Genomic DNA, 18,398 nt, shown 5'->3' on the forward strand with positions numbered 1-18,398 from the left:
CGTACGCTTTTCGGGGGCACAATCTTGGGCCGCTTCCCTCCTACTGCCAGCTTCTTCACTTTATTGAGCTGGATAAACATATAACTTAGGCAACTCGGGATCATCCTTCACTAGTGCATCATCCGGAAACTTCTTTAACTCCTTATACATAGCAAAATCTCCGGCAGCTCCGCCGATTAGCATCGCACCTAACAGCAACAGCACGCCATCATTAAAGTACAACGCCAGAACAGCAGGCAACACACCTGTCATCCAAAATGGTAATAATAACGCTTTGCGAATACCTTTATTGTCCATCAACTGATCTGCAGTAGCGTACGCAACACCCATCTTCAAATTGACACCATACGCCATGTTCTTCCATGGCACATTACAAAAAATACGGAAACCTAGCAAATGAAAAAACTCATGTATAATAATTAATAAAATATATCCAATCAAAGCATAGACAACATACCATACTGAAAATGTCAAAGAGACTTCACCTTGTAGCAGACTGCGAATTAATACTAGTCCTATGAGCGGTAGTAAAGTGAGCCAAAGACTTTGCTTCGCTATTTTCTGTAAATCGAGCTCGACAATCACAGGCTGTTGTTCTTCCATATGAAATCACTCCTTATTCCATTCAGTATAGTATATCGGGGGTTGATATTTCAATTACGTTGTGATAACATGTACTGATGTGAGTAATATTAAATTTACTTACTCCTTGCCCACTTGTAAAAGTAGGGCCCAAGTCCATAAGGAGGTGACTATTGATGAGAAAGTACGAAATTATGTACATTATGCGCCCAACTCTTGAAGAGGACGCGAAAAAAGCGTTGATTGAACGTTTTGATACTGTCCTAACTTCAAACGGAGCGGAAATCATCGAGTCGAAAGAGTGGGGCAAGCGTCGTCTTGCTTACGAAATCGACGACTTACGTGAAGGTTACTACCAATTAGTAACTGCTAACGCTGGTGCTGAAGCAATCGATGAATTTACACGTCTAGCGAACATCAACGAAGGTATCATTCGTCATATGACAATTCGTGTAGATGCGTAATCTGATATAAAATTTAAAAATCTATGATGAGGGAGGTTTGATTCTGAATGATAAACCGTGTCGTTTTAGTTGGTCGATTAACAAAAGATCCTGAGCTGAAGTATACACAGACTGGAATCGCTGTAACTCGTTTCACACTTGCAGTGAACCGTGCGTTCGCTAACGCGCAAGGAGAGCGAGAAGCCGATTTCATCACATGTGTTGCTTGGCGTAAACAGGCTGAAAATATCGCGAATTACTTACGAAAAGGAAGTCTAGCTGGAGTGGATGGCCGTATACAGACGGGCAGCTTCGAAGGTCAAGACGGTAAGCGCGTTTACACGACAGAAGTTGTTGCGGACAGTACTCAATTCCTGGAGCCGAAGAGTTCTAATACAGAACGGCAGCAGACACCATCTTATGGTGGTGGAGCACCTTCGTATAATGCACCTTCTCAAGACCAGGGACAAGGATACAATAACCAGCAATCCTACCAACCGAATCAGCAAAATATGACACGTGTCGATAATGATCCATTCCAACCAGGCGGCGGTCCGATTGAAGTAACGGATGACGACTTGCCATTCTGATAGAACGGTTCACTTGATAACGTAAATAGGAAGGAGGACAACAATTATGGCACCACGTCGTGGAGGTCGCAAACGCCGTAAGGTTTGCTACTTTACTTCTAACCACATCACACACATCGACTATAAAGATGTAGATTTGTTGAAGAAGTTTATCTCTGAGCGCGGAAAGATGTTGCCTCGTCGAGTTACTGGTACAAGCGCTAAATACCAACGTAAATTGACGGTAGCAATCAAACGTGCACGCATTATGGCACTTCTTCCGTTCGTATCTGAAGAGCGGTAATATATAAACCACCACTGACTGAGTTACTCAGTCAGTGGTGGTTTTTTATTTATACAAAATGCAATAGTAGATTATTCACTACATATCCAATTTGCTGGAAACGACAACTGCCTGTATTTTTGATTTCACATCGAATCGTGATACAATTAGAAGGATGAATGTAGCTTTATATGAATTAAGGAATGTAACACTTTGTCTCCTAATTACTGATTGGTGGCAAAAGAAGCAATGAATGAATTGAGGCGTAAATATGCAAGATCAAGCAAGTAGAATTACGTATGGTGCGATGATGGTAGCACTCTTCGCTATATTACTGGCAATGACTTTGTACGTGCCATTACTTGGGTTATTGACAATATTGCTAGTTCCATTGCCCATTACGATTTATCGTTTGCGTTATGACCGAGTCTCCACGCTGATGGTTGCTGTGTGTACATGGCTTATCACATTATTGATTGGCGGATTACTTTCCATTCCAGCGGCAATTGTATTGAGCGCAGTTGGATTCATAATTGGAGATACTGTACGGACAGGCAAGACAAAGCTTTATGTATTTATGGCAACAGGCGTCACGTTGCTCATCTCACTAAGCTTATTGTATCTCGGTACTGTCTGGTTCATGAAAATTAATCCGATCGAACAGTTGCTACAACAATTTGAAGCTATACAGAAAGAAGCGTTTGTAATACTCTCTGGAATGGGAAGTTCAACGAAGGATATGGAACGGACTGTGGCAGAGGCGTTTACGTATTATCAAACCATTGTGCCTTCGCTGTTTATTTTATCTACCTTCGTGGTGGCCTATATGTTTATCATGCCCATCTTAGCGGTAGCGAAACGCTTACGTTTTGAAGTTCCTAAATTTGCCTCTTTCCTTAACATGCGCCTACCATTTGCAACGGTAGTAGCCTATCTAGTGTTGCTATTGGTTTCCATCTTATCGCAACCGGAACAAGGGACGACATTTTATCTAATGGAGGCAAATGCCATTCTCATCTTTAGATTCTTATTCTTCTTACAAGGTTTGGCGCTGATTTATTATGCATTGCGCAAGATGAAGCTTCCATTGATCGTCAATGTGCTAGCTACATTATTTGCCATGTTCCTCAGTCCCTTCACCGTTATGCTAGGTGTTTTGGATATCGCCATTAACATTCGTACATGGATAGATAAAGACAAGAGAGCGTAGGAGATGAGACAGTGAATATATTTTATAAAAAACGAGCGATACGGATCCCACTAGCCATCTTATCACTGCTTGGGGGAGTAGGTTCTGTACTCCTGATGCTATTGAACTTTTGGGTTGGCCTATTTTTTGCGCTCGCCTATGCGCTCGCACTTGGAGTTGCCTGGAAAGTAGAGAATGATAGCTATCTGGAAACCGAGAAGTATATAGAGACCCTATCCTATCGAATGAAAAAGGTAGGGGAAGAAGCGTTACTGGAATTACCCATTGGGATTATCTTGCTCAATGATAAGCAATTAATTGAATGGGTCAACCCATTTATAAACTCTATCTATCCAGACAAAACTTGGATTGGATCACAACTTTACGAGATGAACGAATCATTCCGTCAAGTAATTAAAGAAGACAGTGAGCAAGACGTTATCGTATTAAATGATCGCTCATATCGTGTGTACTTTAAGCCCGAAGAAAAGCTACTCTATCTATTTGACGTAACGGAGCGCGTGAAGATTCAATCCCTTTATTATGCTGATAGAACGACAATTGGAATTCTATTGGTTGATAACTATGATGAACTATCTCAGACGATGGATGATCAAACACGAAGCCAGATGAATTCCCTTGTTACGTCTTTAGTTAACCAATGGGCGGATGAGTATGGAGTATTTGTTAAACGAATATCATCTGAACGCTTTTTAGCAGTGTTTAACGAAGGGACGCTTGAACAATTAGAAAGAACCAAGTTTGCATTGCTTGATACGATTCGTGAGAACACGTCTAAACATAGCGTACCTCTTACGATGAGTATTGGGGTAGGTACAGGAACAACGTCGCTTACAGAGCTTGGTGAGCTGGCACAGTCGAGTCTTGACTTGGTTCTAGGACGTGGCGGAGACCAAGTAGCAATTAAGCACCATGACGGAAAACTGAAATTCTATGGGGGTAAAACAAACCCAGTAGAAAAACGTACGCGTGTGCGTGCACGCGTTATCTCACATGCGTTACGTGATTTAATCCAGGATAGTGACCGCGTCTTTGTTATGGGTCATAAGATGCCGGACATGGATGCCATTGGTGCATCGATTGGTGTACGTAAGATGGCGCGTATGAACGGTGTAGAAGGATATGTTGTTGTTAATTTTGACCAGCTCGATGCTAGCGTCAGTCGTCTGATGGATGAGGTACAGCAAGATGAAGAACTATATGATCATATGTTAATGCCTGAAGAAGCATTGGAATTGATGACAGAGCGTTCGTTAGTCGTTATAGTCGATACGCATAAGCCAAGCATGGTTATTGAAGAACGTGTACTGGAGAAGGCGCAGAAAGTCGTATTGATCGACCATCATCGACGCGGTGAAGAGTTTATCAATAATACTGTGCTCGTCTATATGGAGCCGTACGCGTCTTCTACGGCAGAACTTGTGACTGAATTGCTCGAGTATCAGCCGAAAAATGAAAAATTGACGATGCTGGAATCCACTGCCATGCTTGCAGGGATTGTGGTGGATACGAAAAGCTTCACACTTAGAACAGGTGCTAGGACATTCGAAGCTGCTTCCTATTTGCGAACGCATGGCGCAGACACGATACTAGTGCAACGTCTACTGAAAGAAGATATCACGACATATATTGAACGTTCAAAACTGATTGAGACTGTTGAATTTGCAGGGAATGGAGATATTGCGATTGCGAAAGGGCAAGAGGACGTTGTGCATAGTTCCGTATTGATTGCTCAAACGGCAGATATACTCCTAACGATGCAAGGCATCTCAGCATCCTTTGTTGTCGCGAAGCGTGATGACGGGAAAATTGGTATCAGTGCCCGCTCATTAGGTGAGTTGAATGTTCAAGTCATAATGGAAGACATGGGTGGTGGCGGTCACTTAACAAACGCGGCCTGCCAATTAGGTGTAGAGACAATAGATGAAGCCATAATTCTGTTAAAGAATACACTAGATCAATACGTAGAGAGGGGAAATGAATGATGAAAGTTATTTTTTTGAAGGACGTTAAAGGAAAAGGTAAAAAAGGTGAAGTGAAAGAGGTTTCAACAGGCTACGCACAAAACTTTTTATTGAAAAATAATGTAGCGGTTGAAGCAACGCCAGGTAATTTAAGTAAGTTGCAAGGCCAGAAGGAACGTCAGAAGAAAGATGCAGCTGCAGAGTTGGCAGAAGCTAAAGAATTAAAAGAGCAAGTTGAAAAGCTGACTGTAGAGCTACAGGCAAAAACTGGCGAAGACGGTCGTCTATTTGGTTCTATTACGTCCAAACAAATTGGACAAGCGTTGGAAAAGCAAAACAAAATTAAAGTTGACCGCCGTAAGATGGAATTACCTGAGCCAATCCGTGCACTTGGCTTTACAAATGTTCCGATCAAATTGCACCCTGATGTAACAGCTACACTTAAAGTGCATGTTACAGAAGAATGATAAGGAGATAATAGCTTGAACCAGATGATCGAGCGCACACCTCCGCATAACAACGAAGCAGAGCAGTCGGTTCTTGGGGCAATATTTTTAGAGCCACAGGCACTGATTACCGCATCTGAAATATTGTTGCCGGAAGACTTTTATCGGATCGCGCATAAAAAGATTTTCGAAACCATGCTTGTATTGAACGACAGAGGTCAACCAGTCGATTTGGTGACAATCGCCGAAGAGCTCAAAGTGAAAAATGAGCTCGAAGACGTCGGGGGCATTTCATATATTACAGAGCTTGCCAACGCGGTTCCGACTGCAGCAAACATTGTCTATTATGCAAACATTGTGGAAGAAAAAGCTTTGTTGCGCAGATTGATTCGCGTTGCAACTGATATTGTGGAAGATGGCTACACCCGGGAAGACGAAGTAGAAGCCTTACTTGGTGAAGCCGAGAAGAAAATGATGGAAGTATCCAATCGAAAAAACGCAGGTGACTTCCGTCATATTAAAGATGTACTAGTAGAGACGTATGACAATATTGAATTATTGCATACACGTAAAGGTGATGTAACGGGTATTCCAACCGGATTCCGTGACTTGGATAAGATTACAGCAGGCTTCCAACGTAATGACTTGATCATCGTGGCGGCTCGTCCTTCCGTCGGTAAGACTGCGTTTGCGTTGAACGTGGCGCAAAACGTGGCAACCAAGACAGATGAAAATGTTGCGATTTTTAGTCTCGAGATGGGAGCGGAACAGCTCGTTATGCGTATGCTCTGTGCAGAAGGAAACATAGATGCGCAAGTGCTTCGTACGGGGAATCTTGAAGCCGATGACTGGCGCAAGCTGACTATGGCGATGGGATCGTTATCCAATGCAGGAATTTTCATTGATGACAGCCCAGGTATCCGTATCAATGAAATACGTTCAAAATGCAGACGACTTCAACAAGAACACGGTCTAGGTATGATCATGATCGACTACTTGCAGCTGATCATGGGAAGCGGACGTGGCAGTGATAACCGTCAGCAAGAAGTATCTGAGATCTCCCGTTCACTGAAAGCCTTGGCGCGGGAATTGAAAATTCCAGTCATCGCACTATCTCAGCTATCACGGGGAGTAGAGCAACGCCAAGATAAGCGCCCTATGATGTCCGATCTTCGGGAATCTGGAAGTATTGAGCAAGATGCCGATATCGTCTCCTTCCTCTACCGGGAAGACTACTATGACAAAGAAACTGAAATGCAAAACATGATTGAAATCATTATTGCCAAGCAACGTAACGGCCCAACTGGTACTGTTACCTTGGCATTTGCAAAGGAATACAATAAATTTCTTAATATTGACTGGAGTCAGCATGAATCACCTCCGTCTTACGAATAAAACAGCACGCTCTTCTTCTACGACTGTAGAAAGAGCGTGCTGTTTTTTCATCGTTCCAAGCTAGCCACCCCTATCTGAAAAAGTGCGAATTCACACAAATCATGATAGAGTTAAAGGATATGGAATGATATATTTCAGCTTTAGAATAAGGTTGTACCCATAGAAAAGATCGTTAAGTGTTCGTTGTGCCGTATAAGTGTACAACGTCCAAAATTCATTGCCAATTATGGCTAGAAAGGAAAAAATCATGCAAAATAAAACAATATTTATCGTAGACGATGAAAAACCCATCGCAGACATTATAGAATTCAATCTGAAAAAGGAGGGCTTCAACGTCTTTTGTGCATATGACGGTGAAGATGCCATTAATCGCGTAGAAGAAATCCAGCCAGACCTTATGCTTCTAGATATCATGCTGCCTAAACGCGACGGCATGGAGGTGTGTAGAGAAGTACGAAAAAAACATGATTTCCCTATCATCATGCTGACTGCAAAGGACTCGGAAATTGATAAGGTTTTAGGGCTTGAGCTAGGCGCAGACGATTATGTAACCAAGCCGTTCGGAACAAGAGAATTAATTGCTCGTGTTAAGGCTAATTTGCGTCGTCATGCAAGAACGATCGCAGAGGACCAGGAAGAAGAAACGAATGATATCACTGTAGGACAACTGGTCATCCAACCGGACGCATACTTCGTTCAAAAGCGTGGTACTACAATTGAACTAACGCATCGTGAATTTGAATTACTGTATTACTTGGCAAAACATATCGGTCAGGTAATGACACGTGAACACTTACTACAAACTGTATGGGGCTATGATTACTTCGGTGATGTACGAACCGTTGATGTAACGATTCGACGCCTTCGTGAAAAGATTGAAGATACACCAAGCCATCCAAGCTGGATTGTTACAAGACGCGGTGTAGGCTATTACTTACGCGACCCGGAACAGGAGTAAACCACTATGCATAAGGTAGGTTTTTTTCGATCGATTCAAGTCAAATTTGTCTTGATCTACGTCTTGCTTATTCTTGTGTCTATGCAGATTATTGGGTTATATTTTGCTCGTGAACTGGAACAAACACTAAAAGATAATTTTACAAATTCGATTGTAGACCGGATGAATTTAGTCGAGTTCAGTGTAAAAGAAGAACTCATAAAAAAGCGGAATGATAACGATGTCACACTTGAACAAAGTTTAAAAGATGTGTTAGTCGAATTCACTTCAGACGATATTATTGAAATACGTGTCATCAACTCCAAATATCGAATTTTAGCTACAACTGCATACGAAAATCAGATGAAAGTTGGCCAACATTCAACGAATGATAATGTGCGTAAGTCCATTACATCAGGGAGTATAAAAGACATCATCACGCTTGATCCCAAGTCACATAATCGTGTACTTTCGTTAGCCCAACCGATTGAAAATGGCAATGAAATTATAGGATCACTCTATGTAGAAGCCAATATCGAATCAGTCTTCAAGCAAATTGAAGAAATCAATCGAATATTGGCGGGATCAGCAGCCGTTTCTCTCATCATTACGATTATAGTAGGGATCTTCATTGCAAGAGCATTCACCCGACCTATTTCAGATATGCGGCGACAAGCACAGGCAATGGCGAAAGGGAACTTCACCCGAAAGGTTAAAGTGTATGGAACGGATGAGATGGGTCAGCTGGCCATCGCATTTAATCACTTAACTAACCAGCTGCAAGAATCGCAATCCACCACTGAGAGCGAAAGGCGGAAGTTGGCATCTGTTCTGGAGAATATGACAGACGGAGTCATTTCAACCGATCGTAAAGGACGGGTGAGCCTGATTAACGACTCTGCCCTTCAAATGCTTGGTGTGACGAACGATCTTGTGATTAATCGACCAATCGCCAGTATTCTAGGTATTGATGAGGAATATACATTTGAAGAATTAATTCAAATGAAAGAATCCATTCCACTCGACTTCAGTACAGAAGACCAAGCGTATATTTTGCGTGCGACAATCTCCGTCACGCAGCGTGAAACAGGGTTCGTCAACGGCTTGATCATTGTATTGCATGACAATACAGAGCAAGAAAAGATTGATATGGAACGTCGTGAATTTGTATCGAACGTTTCTCATGAATTACGCACACCGCTCACAACCATGCGAAGTTATCTGGACGCATTAGCGGAAGGTGCTTGGCGCAACGAAGAAATTGCGCCGAACTTCTTACGTGTCACGCAAAATGAAACGGAGCGAATGATCCGTCTCGTCAATGACTTGTTGAAACTATCACGTATGGATAGTAAAGAATACGAATTGAATAAAGAGTGGGTAGAATTTAACCGATTCTTTAATGCGGTTATAGAGCGTTTTGAATTCTCGAAGTCGCAAAATGTCCGATTCACACGAAATCTGTATTCAAGTAGTTTATTTGTGGAGATTGATACAGATAAATTAACACAAGTATTAGACAACATTATTTCTAATGCCTTGAAATATTCACCAGATGGCGGCGAAGTACGCTTCGGTGTAACCGTCTCGGGCGATTATATTAAAGTGATGATTTCAGATGATGGAATGGGTATTCCAAAATCTAATGTCAATCGAATTTTTGACCGATTTTATCGTGCCGATCGTGCGCGATCACGTGCACTTGGCGGAACCGGTCTCGGTCTTGCAATCGCTAAGGAAATGATTGTAGCGCATAAAGGAGAGATTTGGGCGCAGAGTGAAGAAGGGAAAGGGACAACCATCTTCTTCAAGCTTCCATTTGAACAACAAGAGGATGGTGAGTGGGATTGAAGTATATTGAACCAATTAAATCCATTGTATTACTGTTGCTCGTCTCGCTGAGCGTGTTGTTCACTATTGCAGTCTGGAATTATTCGCCGAATTATGAACCGATGGAACAAGTGCAGACTGTTGATATTTCCATTTCCGAAAAGAAAACGATTGATGAGATTATTAAACCGTATAAAATGATTACCAATTTAAAAGATCAGGTATTGGGCTCTGTGGACGTAGAAAAGATGGATACCATTCTGAATGAAATTAATTCATGGGAATTGTCTGAACTACAATTGGTAAGTCAAAAAATGAATAAGTTTGAGATTGCACAAATCCTTCGTCAACCTAGTCAAATGACACTTTACTTTCCAGGTGAAGTACCCATGCTCGTCTATGACAATGTATTGCTAGTTGATGACGCCAATATCCCTGAAGCCACCTTTAATCGTCTAGTGGTCGACTGGAGTCAATCTACGCAAGCGCCAGTCGTTCACTTGTTAAGTGAGGTAAGTGGTCTGCATTATAAGATACAAGTGACGCTGCCGAATAAAACAAACTTTCTACGTAATGTAATAGATGTAGGCCAATCATTTGATGAATATGCAGAAATTGACCGTGGCAATGCACCATTTCTAGCTGTACCGAATGATCCTGTGACGATTGCGCGCAATACGTATATTCAGGAAGAAATCAATCCAAATAAATTCCGCGATGCTTTGTTCAGTGAATCTAATAATGCAGTTCGGCGTAATCAAGTCGATGCAACGCATGAAGAGTATGGAGATGATCATGCATTCTTGAATATCGACACTGAAATTAAAAGATTGAATTATGTCATGCCTGCTGTAGAAAGTCAGGAAATTGCGATACCATCTGAATTGCTATTGAATACAATAGATTTCATTAATGAGCATGGTGGTTGGACGGATGAATTTCGATATGCCTATATGAATCCGATATCTCGTTACGTCCGGTTCCAGCTATATGTCGATGGCTTACCTGTTTTTAGCGATCAATCCGGCACAAATGAAATTACGGAAACATGGGGAAATGGCCGTGTGTTCAAATATATCCGACCTTATTACAAATTGGACTTGAAAATCGAGTCGAAACAGAACGAATTGCCTTCAGGAGTGGAAGTAGCGGAAGCATTGCGTGAATCGCAAGAGGTAGATTTTGACCTAATTGAAGAAATCACACCGGGCTATTATATGATCCAAGACGTCGAGCAAGAATTGATTGTTTTAGAACCTTGCTGGTATTACCTGATTAAAGATAACTGGTTACGCTTCGCTCCGGAAGAATCGCAAGGGGGTGGCATGATTGGATTGGAATAGAACTAAAACCATTTTTATCATTGTCTTTTCCATTCTGAACGTCTTCTTGTATTGGCTCTATCTAGATCGGCAATTAGATGTGGGAAATATGCAGGTTCTCAGTAAAACTTCCGTCGAAGATACTTTGAGGTTGGAAAATATTACGTACGAACCAATCCCATTTACTAAAAAAGAAGTATCGTATCTATCTGCGCATGTCGTAACATTCTCAAATGATGATTTGAAGAAATTAACGAATCAATCGATCGTCTTAGTCGAAGAATCGCGGTTACTGTCCCATATGAAAAAGTCTGTTAAGGTGATCGATGACAAAGGCGAATATGGATTTGAGGAGTTCTTGGCGAAGTACGTGCTCAAAGGTGAAGATTACGTGCTCTGGGATATAGATGAAGAAGACCAGAATGCTGTATTCTTCCAACAAGTCAAGAATGAAACGATCTTTTACAGTCCCAACGCCATGCTCATCATGCACTGGGACAAGGATGGCAAAGTTACACATTACGAACAGCGCATGCTCGACGAGTTCTCAAGTTTTAATCAGAAAAAGGATTTACTATCACAAGATGATGCGGTTTCTTCGCTTGTTACACGTAGTTTATTGAAGCCAGATTCCACTGTTATGCAAGTCAAGTCAGGTTATTCGACACTTGTTCAGCTCACGGAAACGCAAGTATTTGCACCAACGTGGAATGTTCAGGTAAAATTGAAGGATGGAACTATTGAACAGCACTTCGTCAATGCGATTGAAGGAAAAGTCATCGAGTTCCAATCGGATATGTTAGAAGAACAAATAGAATAGGAGTTTTCTACATGCGATTTAGCATTTTGGCGAGTGGCAGTACAGGCAACTCGTTATATATAGAGACAGATGAGCACGCTTTTCTCGTAGATGCCGGCATGAGCGGTAAGAAAATTGAAGGTTTGCTCGGATCGATCAATCGCTCGATGAAACATATTGACGGCATTTTCGTCACACATGAACACAGTGATCATATTAAAGGAATTGGCGTACTTGCCCGGAAGTATAAAACACCCATCTATGCCAACGCAAAAACATGGCAGGCGATGGACGGACTAGTAGGAGAGATTCCTGTTGATCAGCGTTTCCATTTCGACATGGAAACGGTGAAAACATTTGGTTCACTGGATATCCAGTCATTTGCTGTATCCCATGACGCAGCAGACCCGATGTTCTATACGTTCAATGAAGGCGATCGTAAACTGGCAATCATCACCGACACAGGCTACGTTAGCGATCGTATGAAAGGCCACATCCAAGGCGCTGACAGCTTTGTATTCGAAAGCAATCACGATGTCAGTATGCTACAGATGGGACGTTACCCATGGTCGATCAAGCGTCGTATTTTAAGTGACGTGGGCCACGTATCAAATGAAGATGCAGCCGTTGCAATGAGTGAAGTGGTTGCTCAAAAAGAAGCGCATATTTATTTAGCCCATCTTAGCTTGGATAACAATATGAAAGACTTGGCGCGCATGAGCGTAGCACAGACCCTTGAAGACTGCGGCATTCGTGCAGGGGAATTTGTCCACTTGCATGATACGGATGCATCAGAATCCACGGAACTCGTGCTAGTCTAATGAAAATGCGAAAAGCCTTGCTAAATTAGTGAGGCTTTTTGCATTTTCAGATAGTCATTGGGGTACAGTACGTGTAGGAATACTTTCTGATAAGGAGGAAATGCGAATGGACGATGAAAGAAGAGAAGAAGGAAGAGAAGAAGGAAGAGAAGAAATGGAACGGCAACAGCCTATTCCACCGGTTGAAACGAAACGCGAACCAAAACGTAGAGGCAGTTTTTGGCCAGCTTTACTCGGTGCCTTATTGGGTGGAGTCATCGTATTTTCGGTCATGATGTACGCAACTGACTCATCAAGTACTAGTGATGTTGCTACGTCTAAAACAACGGAAGTCAAAAGCAACTCGGAACACGCCCAAGTATCAATGGACATCTCAAGCGAAGTTACGGATGTTGTAGGTGACGTTGCAAATGCTGTCGTTGGTATTACAAATATCCAGACGGTCCAAGACTTCTGGTCTTCCACAACGTCTACTCAAGAAGCTGGATCGGGTTCTGGTGTGCTGTATAAAAAAGAAGGTGACAAAGCATATATCGTCACCAATCACCACGTCGTAGAGAATTCCGAACAACTCGAAATTAGTTTTGATGACGGGACAAAGGTTGAAGGAAAGTTAATTGGCAGTGATCTGTGGACAGATTTAGCGGTTGTCGAAATTGATGCAGAACATGTTGATACAGTAATAGAATTCGGTGATTCCGATGCGTTAAAACGTGGGGAATCAGTTATTGCGATCGGTAATCCATTAGGACTTGGCTTTGCGGGATCCGTCACGGTTGGCGTAATTTCTGGTAAAGATCGATCCATTCCAATGGATCTCAACAAGGATGGAAACGTTGATTGGCAAGCAGACGTCTTGCAGACAGATGCAGCGATCAACCCAGGGAACTCGGGTGGCGCTTTAATTAATATGGCAGGTCAATTGATCGGGATTAACTCCATGAAAATCTCTGAGGCAACAGTAGAGGGAATCGGACTGGCTATTCCAATCAATATTGCATTACCGATTATCGAACACTTAGAAGAAACAGGACAAGTAAATCGACCGACAATGGGCGTATCGTTACTTGATCTTCAACAAATTCCTATTCAGCAACAGCAACAAACATTGAACTTACCTGAAAAGGTAACGGAAGGTGTCGTCGTAACAGATGTCATGCCGAATTCATCGGCAATACAAGCCGGAGTGAAGAAGTATGATACAATCGTTCAGCTGGATGAAGAGAAAGTGACGGATATGGTCAGTCTACGTAAGTATTTGTATAATAAAAAAGAAATTGGTGATCCATTGAAGATTACAGTTTATCGAGATGGAAAGAAACTGGACTTGGAAATGGTATTGAAAGACGGAAATACGTTCTAAGAGAATATACATTGTCCACATAGTGAACAACTTCTCGTCCACATCAGGCATCTAGCGAAAAAGCGCTACGATGCCTGATTTTTTTATGAAGTTATCCAATTGTGGATAAAATCAAAATAATGTGCATAATATTGTGTAAAATAAAATGTGTAATAAATAGTAAATAAATTTGAAGTGACAAGTGTTAAAGCCTTACAGAACAGTAGGTTAGAGCATTCGCATATTTGAAATGAAAAGTATTTTTCTATTCAAAACAAATAATGGTTGAAAAGTTATCCACAAAGTTGTGGTATACTAATTAAAGAATTTCACATGTAGTAGGGAACAAATAATCGAACACAATATGTAGACTAACCTGTGGATATGTGCATAAGTATTGTGGGTAACTTTTAGAGAGTGAGTGGATAAACTGTGAATATATCAATTGTCACCGTGGGTAAGTTAAAAGAGAAGTATTTGAAACAAGGAATAGAAGAGTATACAAAACGCCTAAATAGCTATGCAAAAATGCAATTAATTGAAGTCGCGGACGAAAAAGCACCAGAAACACTAAGTGATGCTGACATGGAAATTGTTAAAAAGAAAGAAGCCGATCGAATTCTGGCGAAAATTGCACCAGACGCGCATGTCATTGCACTAACAATCGACGGGAAAATGAAAACTTCTGAGGAATTTGCAGCTAGTCTTGATTCGTTGATGACGTATGGTAAAAGTAAGATTGTCTTTGTTATTGGCGGATCACTGGGTTTACATAGTAGTGTGCTACAGCGTTCGAATGAGAAGTTATCGTTTTCTAAGATGACATTTCCGCATCAGTTGATGAAGTTGGTGTTGGTGGAGCAGATTTATCGAGGGTTTCGGATTATTAAGGGGGAACCGTACCATAAATAGAGGCAAAAAAAGTTGCAGATATGAGGAGGTTTTAGTGTTTGAAGCTAATGATGAAGGAACATCAACTCCAGTATCTTCACGATACAATAGATGGATAAGAATGAACGTCTTTGATGAATTGACTTCTGTGAAATCAAAGTCTAAGTTAATTTCATTTATAGATCTAGGGTAATCCTTCTGTTGTTTAACTGAAGTTGTTGAAATGAGCAACTGTAGTAGTTGCTTTCTTTTATCTCTAGTTGAGGCTTCATACACCTTTAAAAACTTTTCCAAAAGAGTACGAACTATTGCAGGGGGAATAGCTTTAGTATCTATTGGGCCTAGCTGACTGCCCAGTTCATCTTTCTTTTGTTCTAGCTGAATCTTCTCATCTTCTACTTGCTGCATTCGCTCTTGTAGAATGGAGATTGGAAATAGACTTTGCTCAAATGCATCTAAATACTTAGTCTGAAGTGTCTTTACCTCACTTAGTCTGTTCTCAATACTAACCATTTCATTTTTCAAATTAGTGACGGATTGTACTGAGTTTGTATTTAAGTCTATGATTTTTGAATTGAATTGGATTTCATTATTTACGAAGAACTGAATTCTTTCAATTAGTGCATTTTCTGTATCATAAGCTCTAATTCCGTTTGACTTACAGGCAGAAGATCCTTTGTTATGAAAGTTGGAGCAAACGTAATAGCGATGCTTTTTCTTGGTTCCATCTTTTTTAGTAGAAGTGGTGGTAGATGGAACCATTCCTTGATCACAATCAGGACAGCGTAAGATGCTACTCAATAGAAAAGGTTCGCTAGATTGTCTCTGTTTAAATGATCTACTCTTTCTTCTAGATTCAACAAGGCTCCAAAGTTCGTCACCTATTATAGCTTCATGTTTGCCCTCGACTAGTATAGGGTTGAGATTCTTACCTTTTCTTCTCTTAGTATCCCAGTCCTCTACTTGTAACCATCTTATTTTGCCTACATAAGTTGGATTATCTAATATCTGAGCGATGCCATTAATAGAGAAGTGTTTATTTCTTTTTGTTCGATATCCTCTTTTGTTCAAGCTGTTTGCAAGTGCTTTAAGTCCATTCCCTGCTTGATACATTTCAAAAATCATCTTTACAACTTCTGCTTCGTCATTGTTAATGACTAACTCCTTTTCATATGAATCATAACCAAAAATCACACCACCATTCCATGAGCCTTCTAAAGCTCGTTGCTTCATTCCCAATTTTACATTCTCCGATAAAGTGTTGCGTTCCATTTCCGCAATAGAAGCCATAAGCTGAATGACTAGACGTCCAATCGGCGTTCCGCTATCAAAATTTTCCGAGTAGGAAATGAATTTGACGTTTTCTTTTTCAAATTGGTCCAGTAAGAGTAATGTTTCTAGCATATTTCTTGAAAGTCGAGATATTTTCCATACTAAAACTGCATCAAATTTCCCTTGGGATACACTATCAATCAGTCTATTTAAAGATGGACGCCCTCGTATTGATTTTCCACTAATACCTTCATCGACATACTCGTTTACTACATGCCAACCATTTAGCTGGGCGTATTGCTTCAAAATATTCAATTGTGCTGAAATACTATAACCTTCAGTTGCTTGTTCTTCTGTTGAAACACGAGCATAGATACAAACATTCCTTATTGTCTTCATAGATATCCCTCCAAATAAAAAAATGTAGTCAGGACCAAATAGGGTCCTGACTACATTATAGCTCGAGCTTTACTAAATTTTCTAGATTCTCTACATCGAAGTAAGTTATGATACTTTTTACTTTTCGATTTTTGGGTTTATCTGCTTTGGTTATCTCAATCTTTTCAAACAGGGAGCGAACTAGTTTAACCCTTGTATTATTATCCCAAGAGTTAAATCTTTCGTCAAAGTTATCAAAGAAATCTTGGGTGAAGCTTTCTGTGTCACGATTTAAAAGATACGACAATAGTACTGTCTCTTTTACTACGTGTGCTTCAGAAGCTCGAATAAGTGCTTCTAATTGATGTATCTGTCTTGTATGGAATTCAGAACCATCTTTATAGAAGAGGTCGTATGTTTTGGACAACTTCTTATTAAATGATTTTAATTCTTTATTTCCATTTGCTATAGCTTCTTTGCATATCTCTATTTCCGAATTTATTTCCATAGTTATCTTGCAAGCAAAAATAGACTGCAGAGTAGGAGATTTCATAACTTCGTGTAAATGTTCCAATACCTTTTGCTCAAGATAGGCTTTTGGTATCAAATTTGCAGAGCAACTTTTCCCGTTTTTATTATTAGAACATTGGTAGTAAGCATATTTTCCTTGTTTGTGATGAACCATTGATCCCTCACAATCTGGACATTTAATAATCCCTGACAAAAAGTGAAGTCCAATATTTTTGATAACCTTATTAAGGTTATTGTCTCGAAGTCTACTTTGGGCTTTTTCCCACATGTCTTCTGCGATGATGGCTTTATGTCGTCCCGGGTAGACATGGTCTTTATAGAGGATTTTCCCTGTATAAATTGGATTAGACAAAATATTTCTTATAGCAAATACTGTCCACTCTTCACCATTAATAGTTTTGTGTTGTAATCGGTTTAAATGAAGTGCAATCTTTCTGTAACCCCACTGCGAGTTAACGTATCTATTAAAAATGTCTTTAACCAATTCGCTTTCCCGTTCATTAACTTTAAGTCTCTTGTTAATAGAATCATAACCAGTGACACGTCCACCTGTGAACAAACCATTCTTCGCTCGTTGCTGCATTCCAAATTCAACATTGAAGACAATTCTCGAGCGATTGGCTTCGGCGAATACTGATTTCATGTAGAAAAACGTCAATTGGTCAGGATTCTCCGTGTTAATGTTATCTGCAATTGAAATTAGATATTTCTGTTTTGTGCTTAACATCTCTACGAGGTTTACTGCGTCCTTATGATTTCTAGCAAATCTATCGTCCATGACTACAATAATATGTGTAATATCGGTACTATTTAATACAGTGTTAAACATTTCCGTGAAGCGAGGACGTTTCTCCATACTTGTCCCAGAACCTACTTCTTCATATATTTCTTTTAATTTCAAACCATTATCCAAGCAATATTCTTTTATTTTTTCAGACTGAAATTCCAGTGAAAAGTTTTCCTTTTGATCTTCAGTACTGACTCTGATGTATCCAACCACTACTTTTTTCTCTATAGTCTCCAGCTCCCATATACATAATTTTTATGTTTATTAAAGTCCTTCTTCAATAGAAATGGAAGAGGGGCTTAATGCAACTTCGAGCAATAAGTTTATGAAGTTGTTTGCTTCAACAACACTTTGATCAGTCTCAGCGAATATTAATTTGTTTAGTTTATCTTCAGTATCAAGAATCAATTGATTTCCTCCTTATGATCAAAATAGTGTGTCGATTTTCACCGAACCCCTGTTGTACTCTCTAGGCTCTTTGTATATAGCACTTCCAGTAATCGTAAAGCCCTCGTACCAAAACTGAATCCTTTTGTACATCCGTATTGGCCGTACCCCATTTTAGCCACGTAGGCAGCTCGTAAAGAAGTCTCTTC

Annotated in this window: 18 protein-coding genes; 14 read left to right on the forward strand and 4 right to left on the reverse strand. The window is 40.5% G+C overall.

Going from position 1 to position 18,398, the window contains the following annotated elements; genetic code table 11:
• Positions 1 to 60: 60 nt before the first annotated feature.
• A complete protein-coding gene (locus CSV69_RS13665) occupies positions 61 to 603 on the reverse strand; it encodes a DUF3267 domain-containing protein (protein WP_099624938.1) in 543 nt (180 codons plus the stop codon).
• Between the two features lie 155 nt (positions 604 to 758).
• Here CSV69_RS13665 and rpsF point away from each other — a divergent pair, with 155 nt between their 5' ends.
• From rpsF to rlmH, 14 genes are all read left to right on the forward strand, one after another.
• Entirely contained in the window at positions 759 to 1,046 is a 288-nt protein-coding gene (gene rpsF, locus CSV69_RS13670; RefSeq protein WP_085132250.1) for a 30S ribosomal protein S6, read from the forward strand.
• Positions 1,047 to 1,093: 47 nt separating this feature from the next.
• Complete coding sequence (gene ssb, locus CSV69_RS13675; protein WP_085427687.1) at positions 1,094 to 1,615, forward strand: single-stranded DNA-binding protein; 522 nt, start codon at positions 1,094 to 1,096, stop codon at positions 1,613 to 1,615.
• A gap of 46 nt (positions 1,616 to 1,661) precedes the next feature.
• The gene (rpsR, locus tag CSV69_RS13680; protein ID WP_029054370.1) at positions 1,662 to 1,898 is read left to right on the forward strand and encodes a 30S ribosomal protein S18; all 237 of its coding nucleotides are present in this window, start codon (positions 1,662 to 1,664) and stop codon (positions 1,896 to 1,898) included.
• Positions 1,899 to 2,148: 250 nt separating this feature from the next.
• Entirely contained in the window at positions 2,149 to 3,087 is a 939-nt protein-coding gene (locus CSV69_RS13685) for a DUF2232 domain-containing protein (protein WP_099693692.1), read from the forward strand.
• Between the two features lie 11 nt (positions 3,088 to 3,098).
• Positions 3,099 to 5,072, forward strand: a complete 1,974-nt coding sequence (locus tag CSV69_RS13690) for a DHH family phosphoesterase (protein ID WP_085427685.1) — start codon at positions 3,099 to 3,101, stop codon at positions 5,070 to 5,072.
• Positions 5,072 to 5,518: a 50S ribosomal protein L9 gene (gene rplI, locus CSV69_RS13695; protein ID WP_085132246.1), complete on the forward strand. Its 447-nt coding sequence runs from the start codon at positions 5,072 to 5,074 to the stop codon at positions 5,516 to 5,518. Before CSV69_RS13690 ends, rplI begins: the two co-directional genes overlap by 1 nt.
• A 24-nt stretch (positions 5,519 to 5,542) precedes the next feature.
• A complete protein-coding gene (gene dnaB / locus CSV69_RS13700; protein WP_369823290.1) occupies positions 5,543 to 6,892 on the forward strand; it encodes a replicative DNA helicase in 1,350 nt (449 codons plus the stop codon).
• Positions 6,893 to 7,139: 247 nt separating this feature from the next.
• A complete protein-coding gene (yycF, locus tag CSV69_RS13705; RefSeq protein ID WP_085427683.1) occupies positions 7,140 to 7,850 on the forward strand; it encodes a response regulator YycF in 711 nt (236 codons plus the stop codon).
• A 6-nt stretch (positions 7,851 to 7,856) separates the two neighbouring features.
• Positions 7,857 to 9,680 (forward strand): cell wall metabolism sensor histidine kinase WalK, encoded by a 1,824-nt coding sequence (walK, locus tag CSV69_RS13710; protein WP_085427682.1) that lies wholly within the window; start codon positions 7,857 to 7,859, stop codon positions 9,678 to 9,680.
• Positions 9,671 to 11,002 carry a YycH family regulatory protein gene (locus CSV69_RS13715; protein WP_085427681.1) on the forward strand — a complete coding sequence of 444 codons (1,332 nt, stop codon included), beginning with the start codon at positions 9,671 to 9,673 and terminating at the stop codon, positions 11,000 to 11,002. Before walK ends, CSV69_RS13715 begins: the two co-directional genes overlap by 10 nt.
• Entirely contained in the window at positions 10,989 to 11,801 is an 813-nt protein-coding gene (locus CSV69_RS13720) for a two-component system regulatory protein YycI (RefSeq protein ID WP_099624936.1), read from the forward strand. Before CSV69_RS13715 ends, CSV69_RS13720 begins: the two co-directional genes overlap by 14 nt.
• An 11-nt stretch (positions 11,802 to 11,812) precedes the next feature.
• Positions 11,813 to 12,601, forward strand: coding sequence for an MBL fold metallo-hydrolase (locus CSV69_RS13725; protein ID WP_085427679.1), 789 nt, complete (start codon positions 11,813 to 11,815; stop codon positions 12,599 to 12,601).
• A 106-nt stretch (positions 12,602 to 12,707) separates the two neighbouring features.
• Entirely contained in the window at positions 12,708 to 13,964 is a 1,257-nt protein-coding gene (locus CSV69_RS13730; RefSeq protein WP_099693693.1) for a S1C family serine protease, read from the forward strand.
• Positions 13,965 to 14,375: 411 nt separating this feature from the next.
• A complete protein-coding gene (gene rlmH, locus CSV69_RS13735) occupies positions 14,376 to 14,855 on the forward strand; it encodes a 23S rRNA (pseudouridine(1915)-N(3))-methyltransferase RlmH (RefSeq protein WP_099693694.1) in 480 nt (159 codons plus the stop codon).
• Here the strand turns inward: rlmH and CSV69_RS13740 are convergent.
• The 3 genes from CSV69_RS13740 to CSV69_RS16915 are packed head-to-tail and all read right to left on the reverse strand — an operon-like array spanning position 14,748 to position 18,210.
• Entirely contained in the window at positions 14,748 to 16,505 is a 1,758-nt protein-coding gene (locus CSV69_RS13740) for a recombinase family protein (protein ID WP_233192398.1), read from the reverse strand. The genes rlmH and CSV69_RS13740 overlap by 108 nt on opposite strands.
• 55 nt (positions 16,506 to 16,560) lie before the next feature.
• Positions 16,561 to 18,015, reverse strand: coding sequence for a recombinase family protein (locus CSV69_RS13745; protein WP_099693695.1), 1,455 nt, complete (start codon positions 18,013 to 18,015; stop codon positions 16,561 to 16,563).
• A 51-nt stretch (positions 18,016 to 18,066) separates the two neighbouring features.
• The gene (locus CSV69_RS16915) at positions 18,067 to 18,210 is read right to left on the reverse strand and encodes a hypothetical protein (protein ID WP_158232679.1); all 144 of its coding nucleotides are present in this window, start codon (positions 18,208 to 18,210) and stop codon (positions 18,067 to 18,069) included.
• Positions 18,211 to 18,398: the final 188 nt, after the last annotated feature.

This window comes from Sporosarcina sp. P26b, from assembly GCF_002743245.1.
Taxonomy (GTDB): Bacteria; Bacillota; Bacilli; order Bacillales_A; family Planococcaceae; genus Sporosarcina; species Sporosarcina ureae_C.

What these genes read in the sequence shown, in the direction of transcription:
- CSV69_RS13665 (WP_099624938.1), bottom strand. Translation starts at nt 603, where the DNA reads ATGGAAGAACAACAGCCTGTGATTGTCGAGCTCGATTTACAGAAAATA.
- rpsF (WP_085132250.1), top strand. Translation starts at nt 759, where the DNA reads ATGAGAAAGTACGAAATTATGTACATTATGCGCCCAACTCTTGAAGAG.
- ssb (WP_085427687.1), top strand. Translation starts at nt 1,094, where the DNA reads ATGATAAACCGTGTCGTTTTAGTTGGTCGATTAACAAAAGATCCTGAG.
- rpsR (WP_029054370.1), top strand. Translation starts at nt 1,662, where the DNA reads ATGGCACCACGTCGTGGAGGTCGCAAACGCCGTAAGGTTTGCTACTTT.
- CSV69_RS13685 (WP_099693692.1), top strand. Translation starts at nt 2,149, where the DNA reads ATGCAAGATCAAGCAAGTAGAATTACGTATGGTGCGATGATGGTAGCA.
- rplI (WP_085132246.1), top strand. Translation starts at nt 5,072, where the DNA reads ATGAAAGTTATTTTTTTGAAGGACGTTAAAGGAAAAGGTAAAAAAGGT.
- dnaB (WP_369823290.1), top strand. Translation starts at nt 5,543, where the DNA reads ATGATCGAGCGCACACCTCCGCATAACAACGAAGCAGAGCAGTCGGTT.
- yycF (WP_085427683.1), top strand. Translation starts at nt 7,140, where the DNA reads ATGCAAAATAAAACAATATTTATCGTAGACGATGAAAAACCCATCGCA.
- walK (WP_085427682.1), top strand. Translation starts at nt 7,857, where the DNA reads ATGCATAAGGTAGGTTTTTTTCGATCGATTCAAGTCAAATTTGTCTTG.
- CSV69_RS13725 (WP_085427679.1), top strand. Translation starts at nt 11,813, where the DNA reads ATGCGATTTAGCATTTTGGCGAGTGGCAGTACAGGCAACTCGTTATAT.
- CSV69_RS13730 (WP_099693693.1), top strand. Translation starts at nt 12,708, where the DNA reads ATGGACGATGAAAGAAGAGAAGAAGGAAGAGAAGAAGGAAGAGAAGAA.
- CSV69_RS13740 (WP_233192398.1), bottom strand. Translation starts at nt 16,505, where the DNA reads ATGAAGACAATAAGGAATGTTTGTATCTATGCTCGTGTTTCAACAGAA.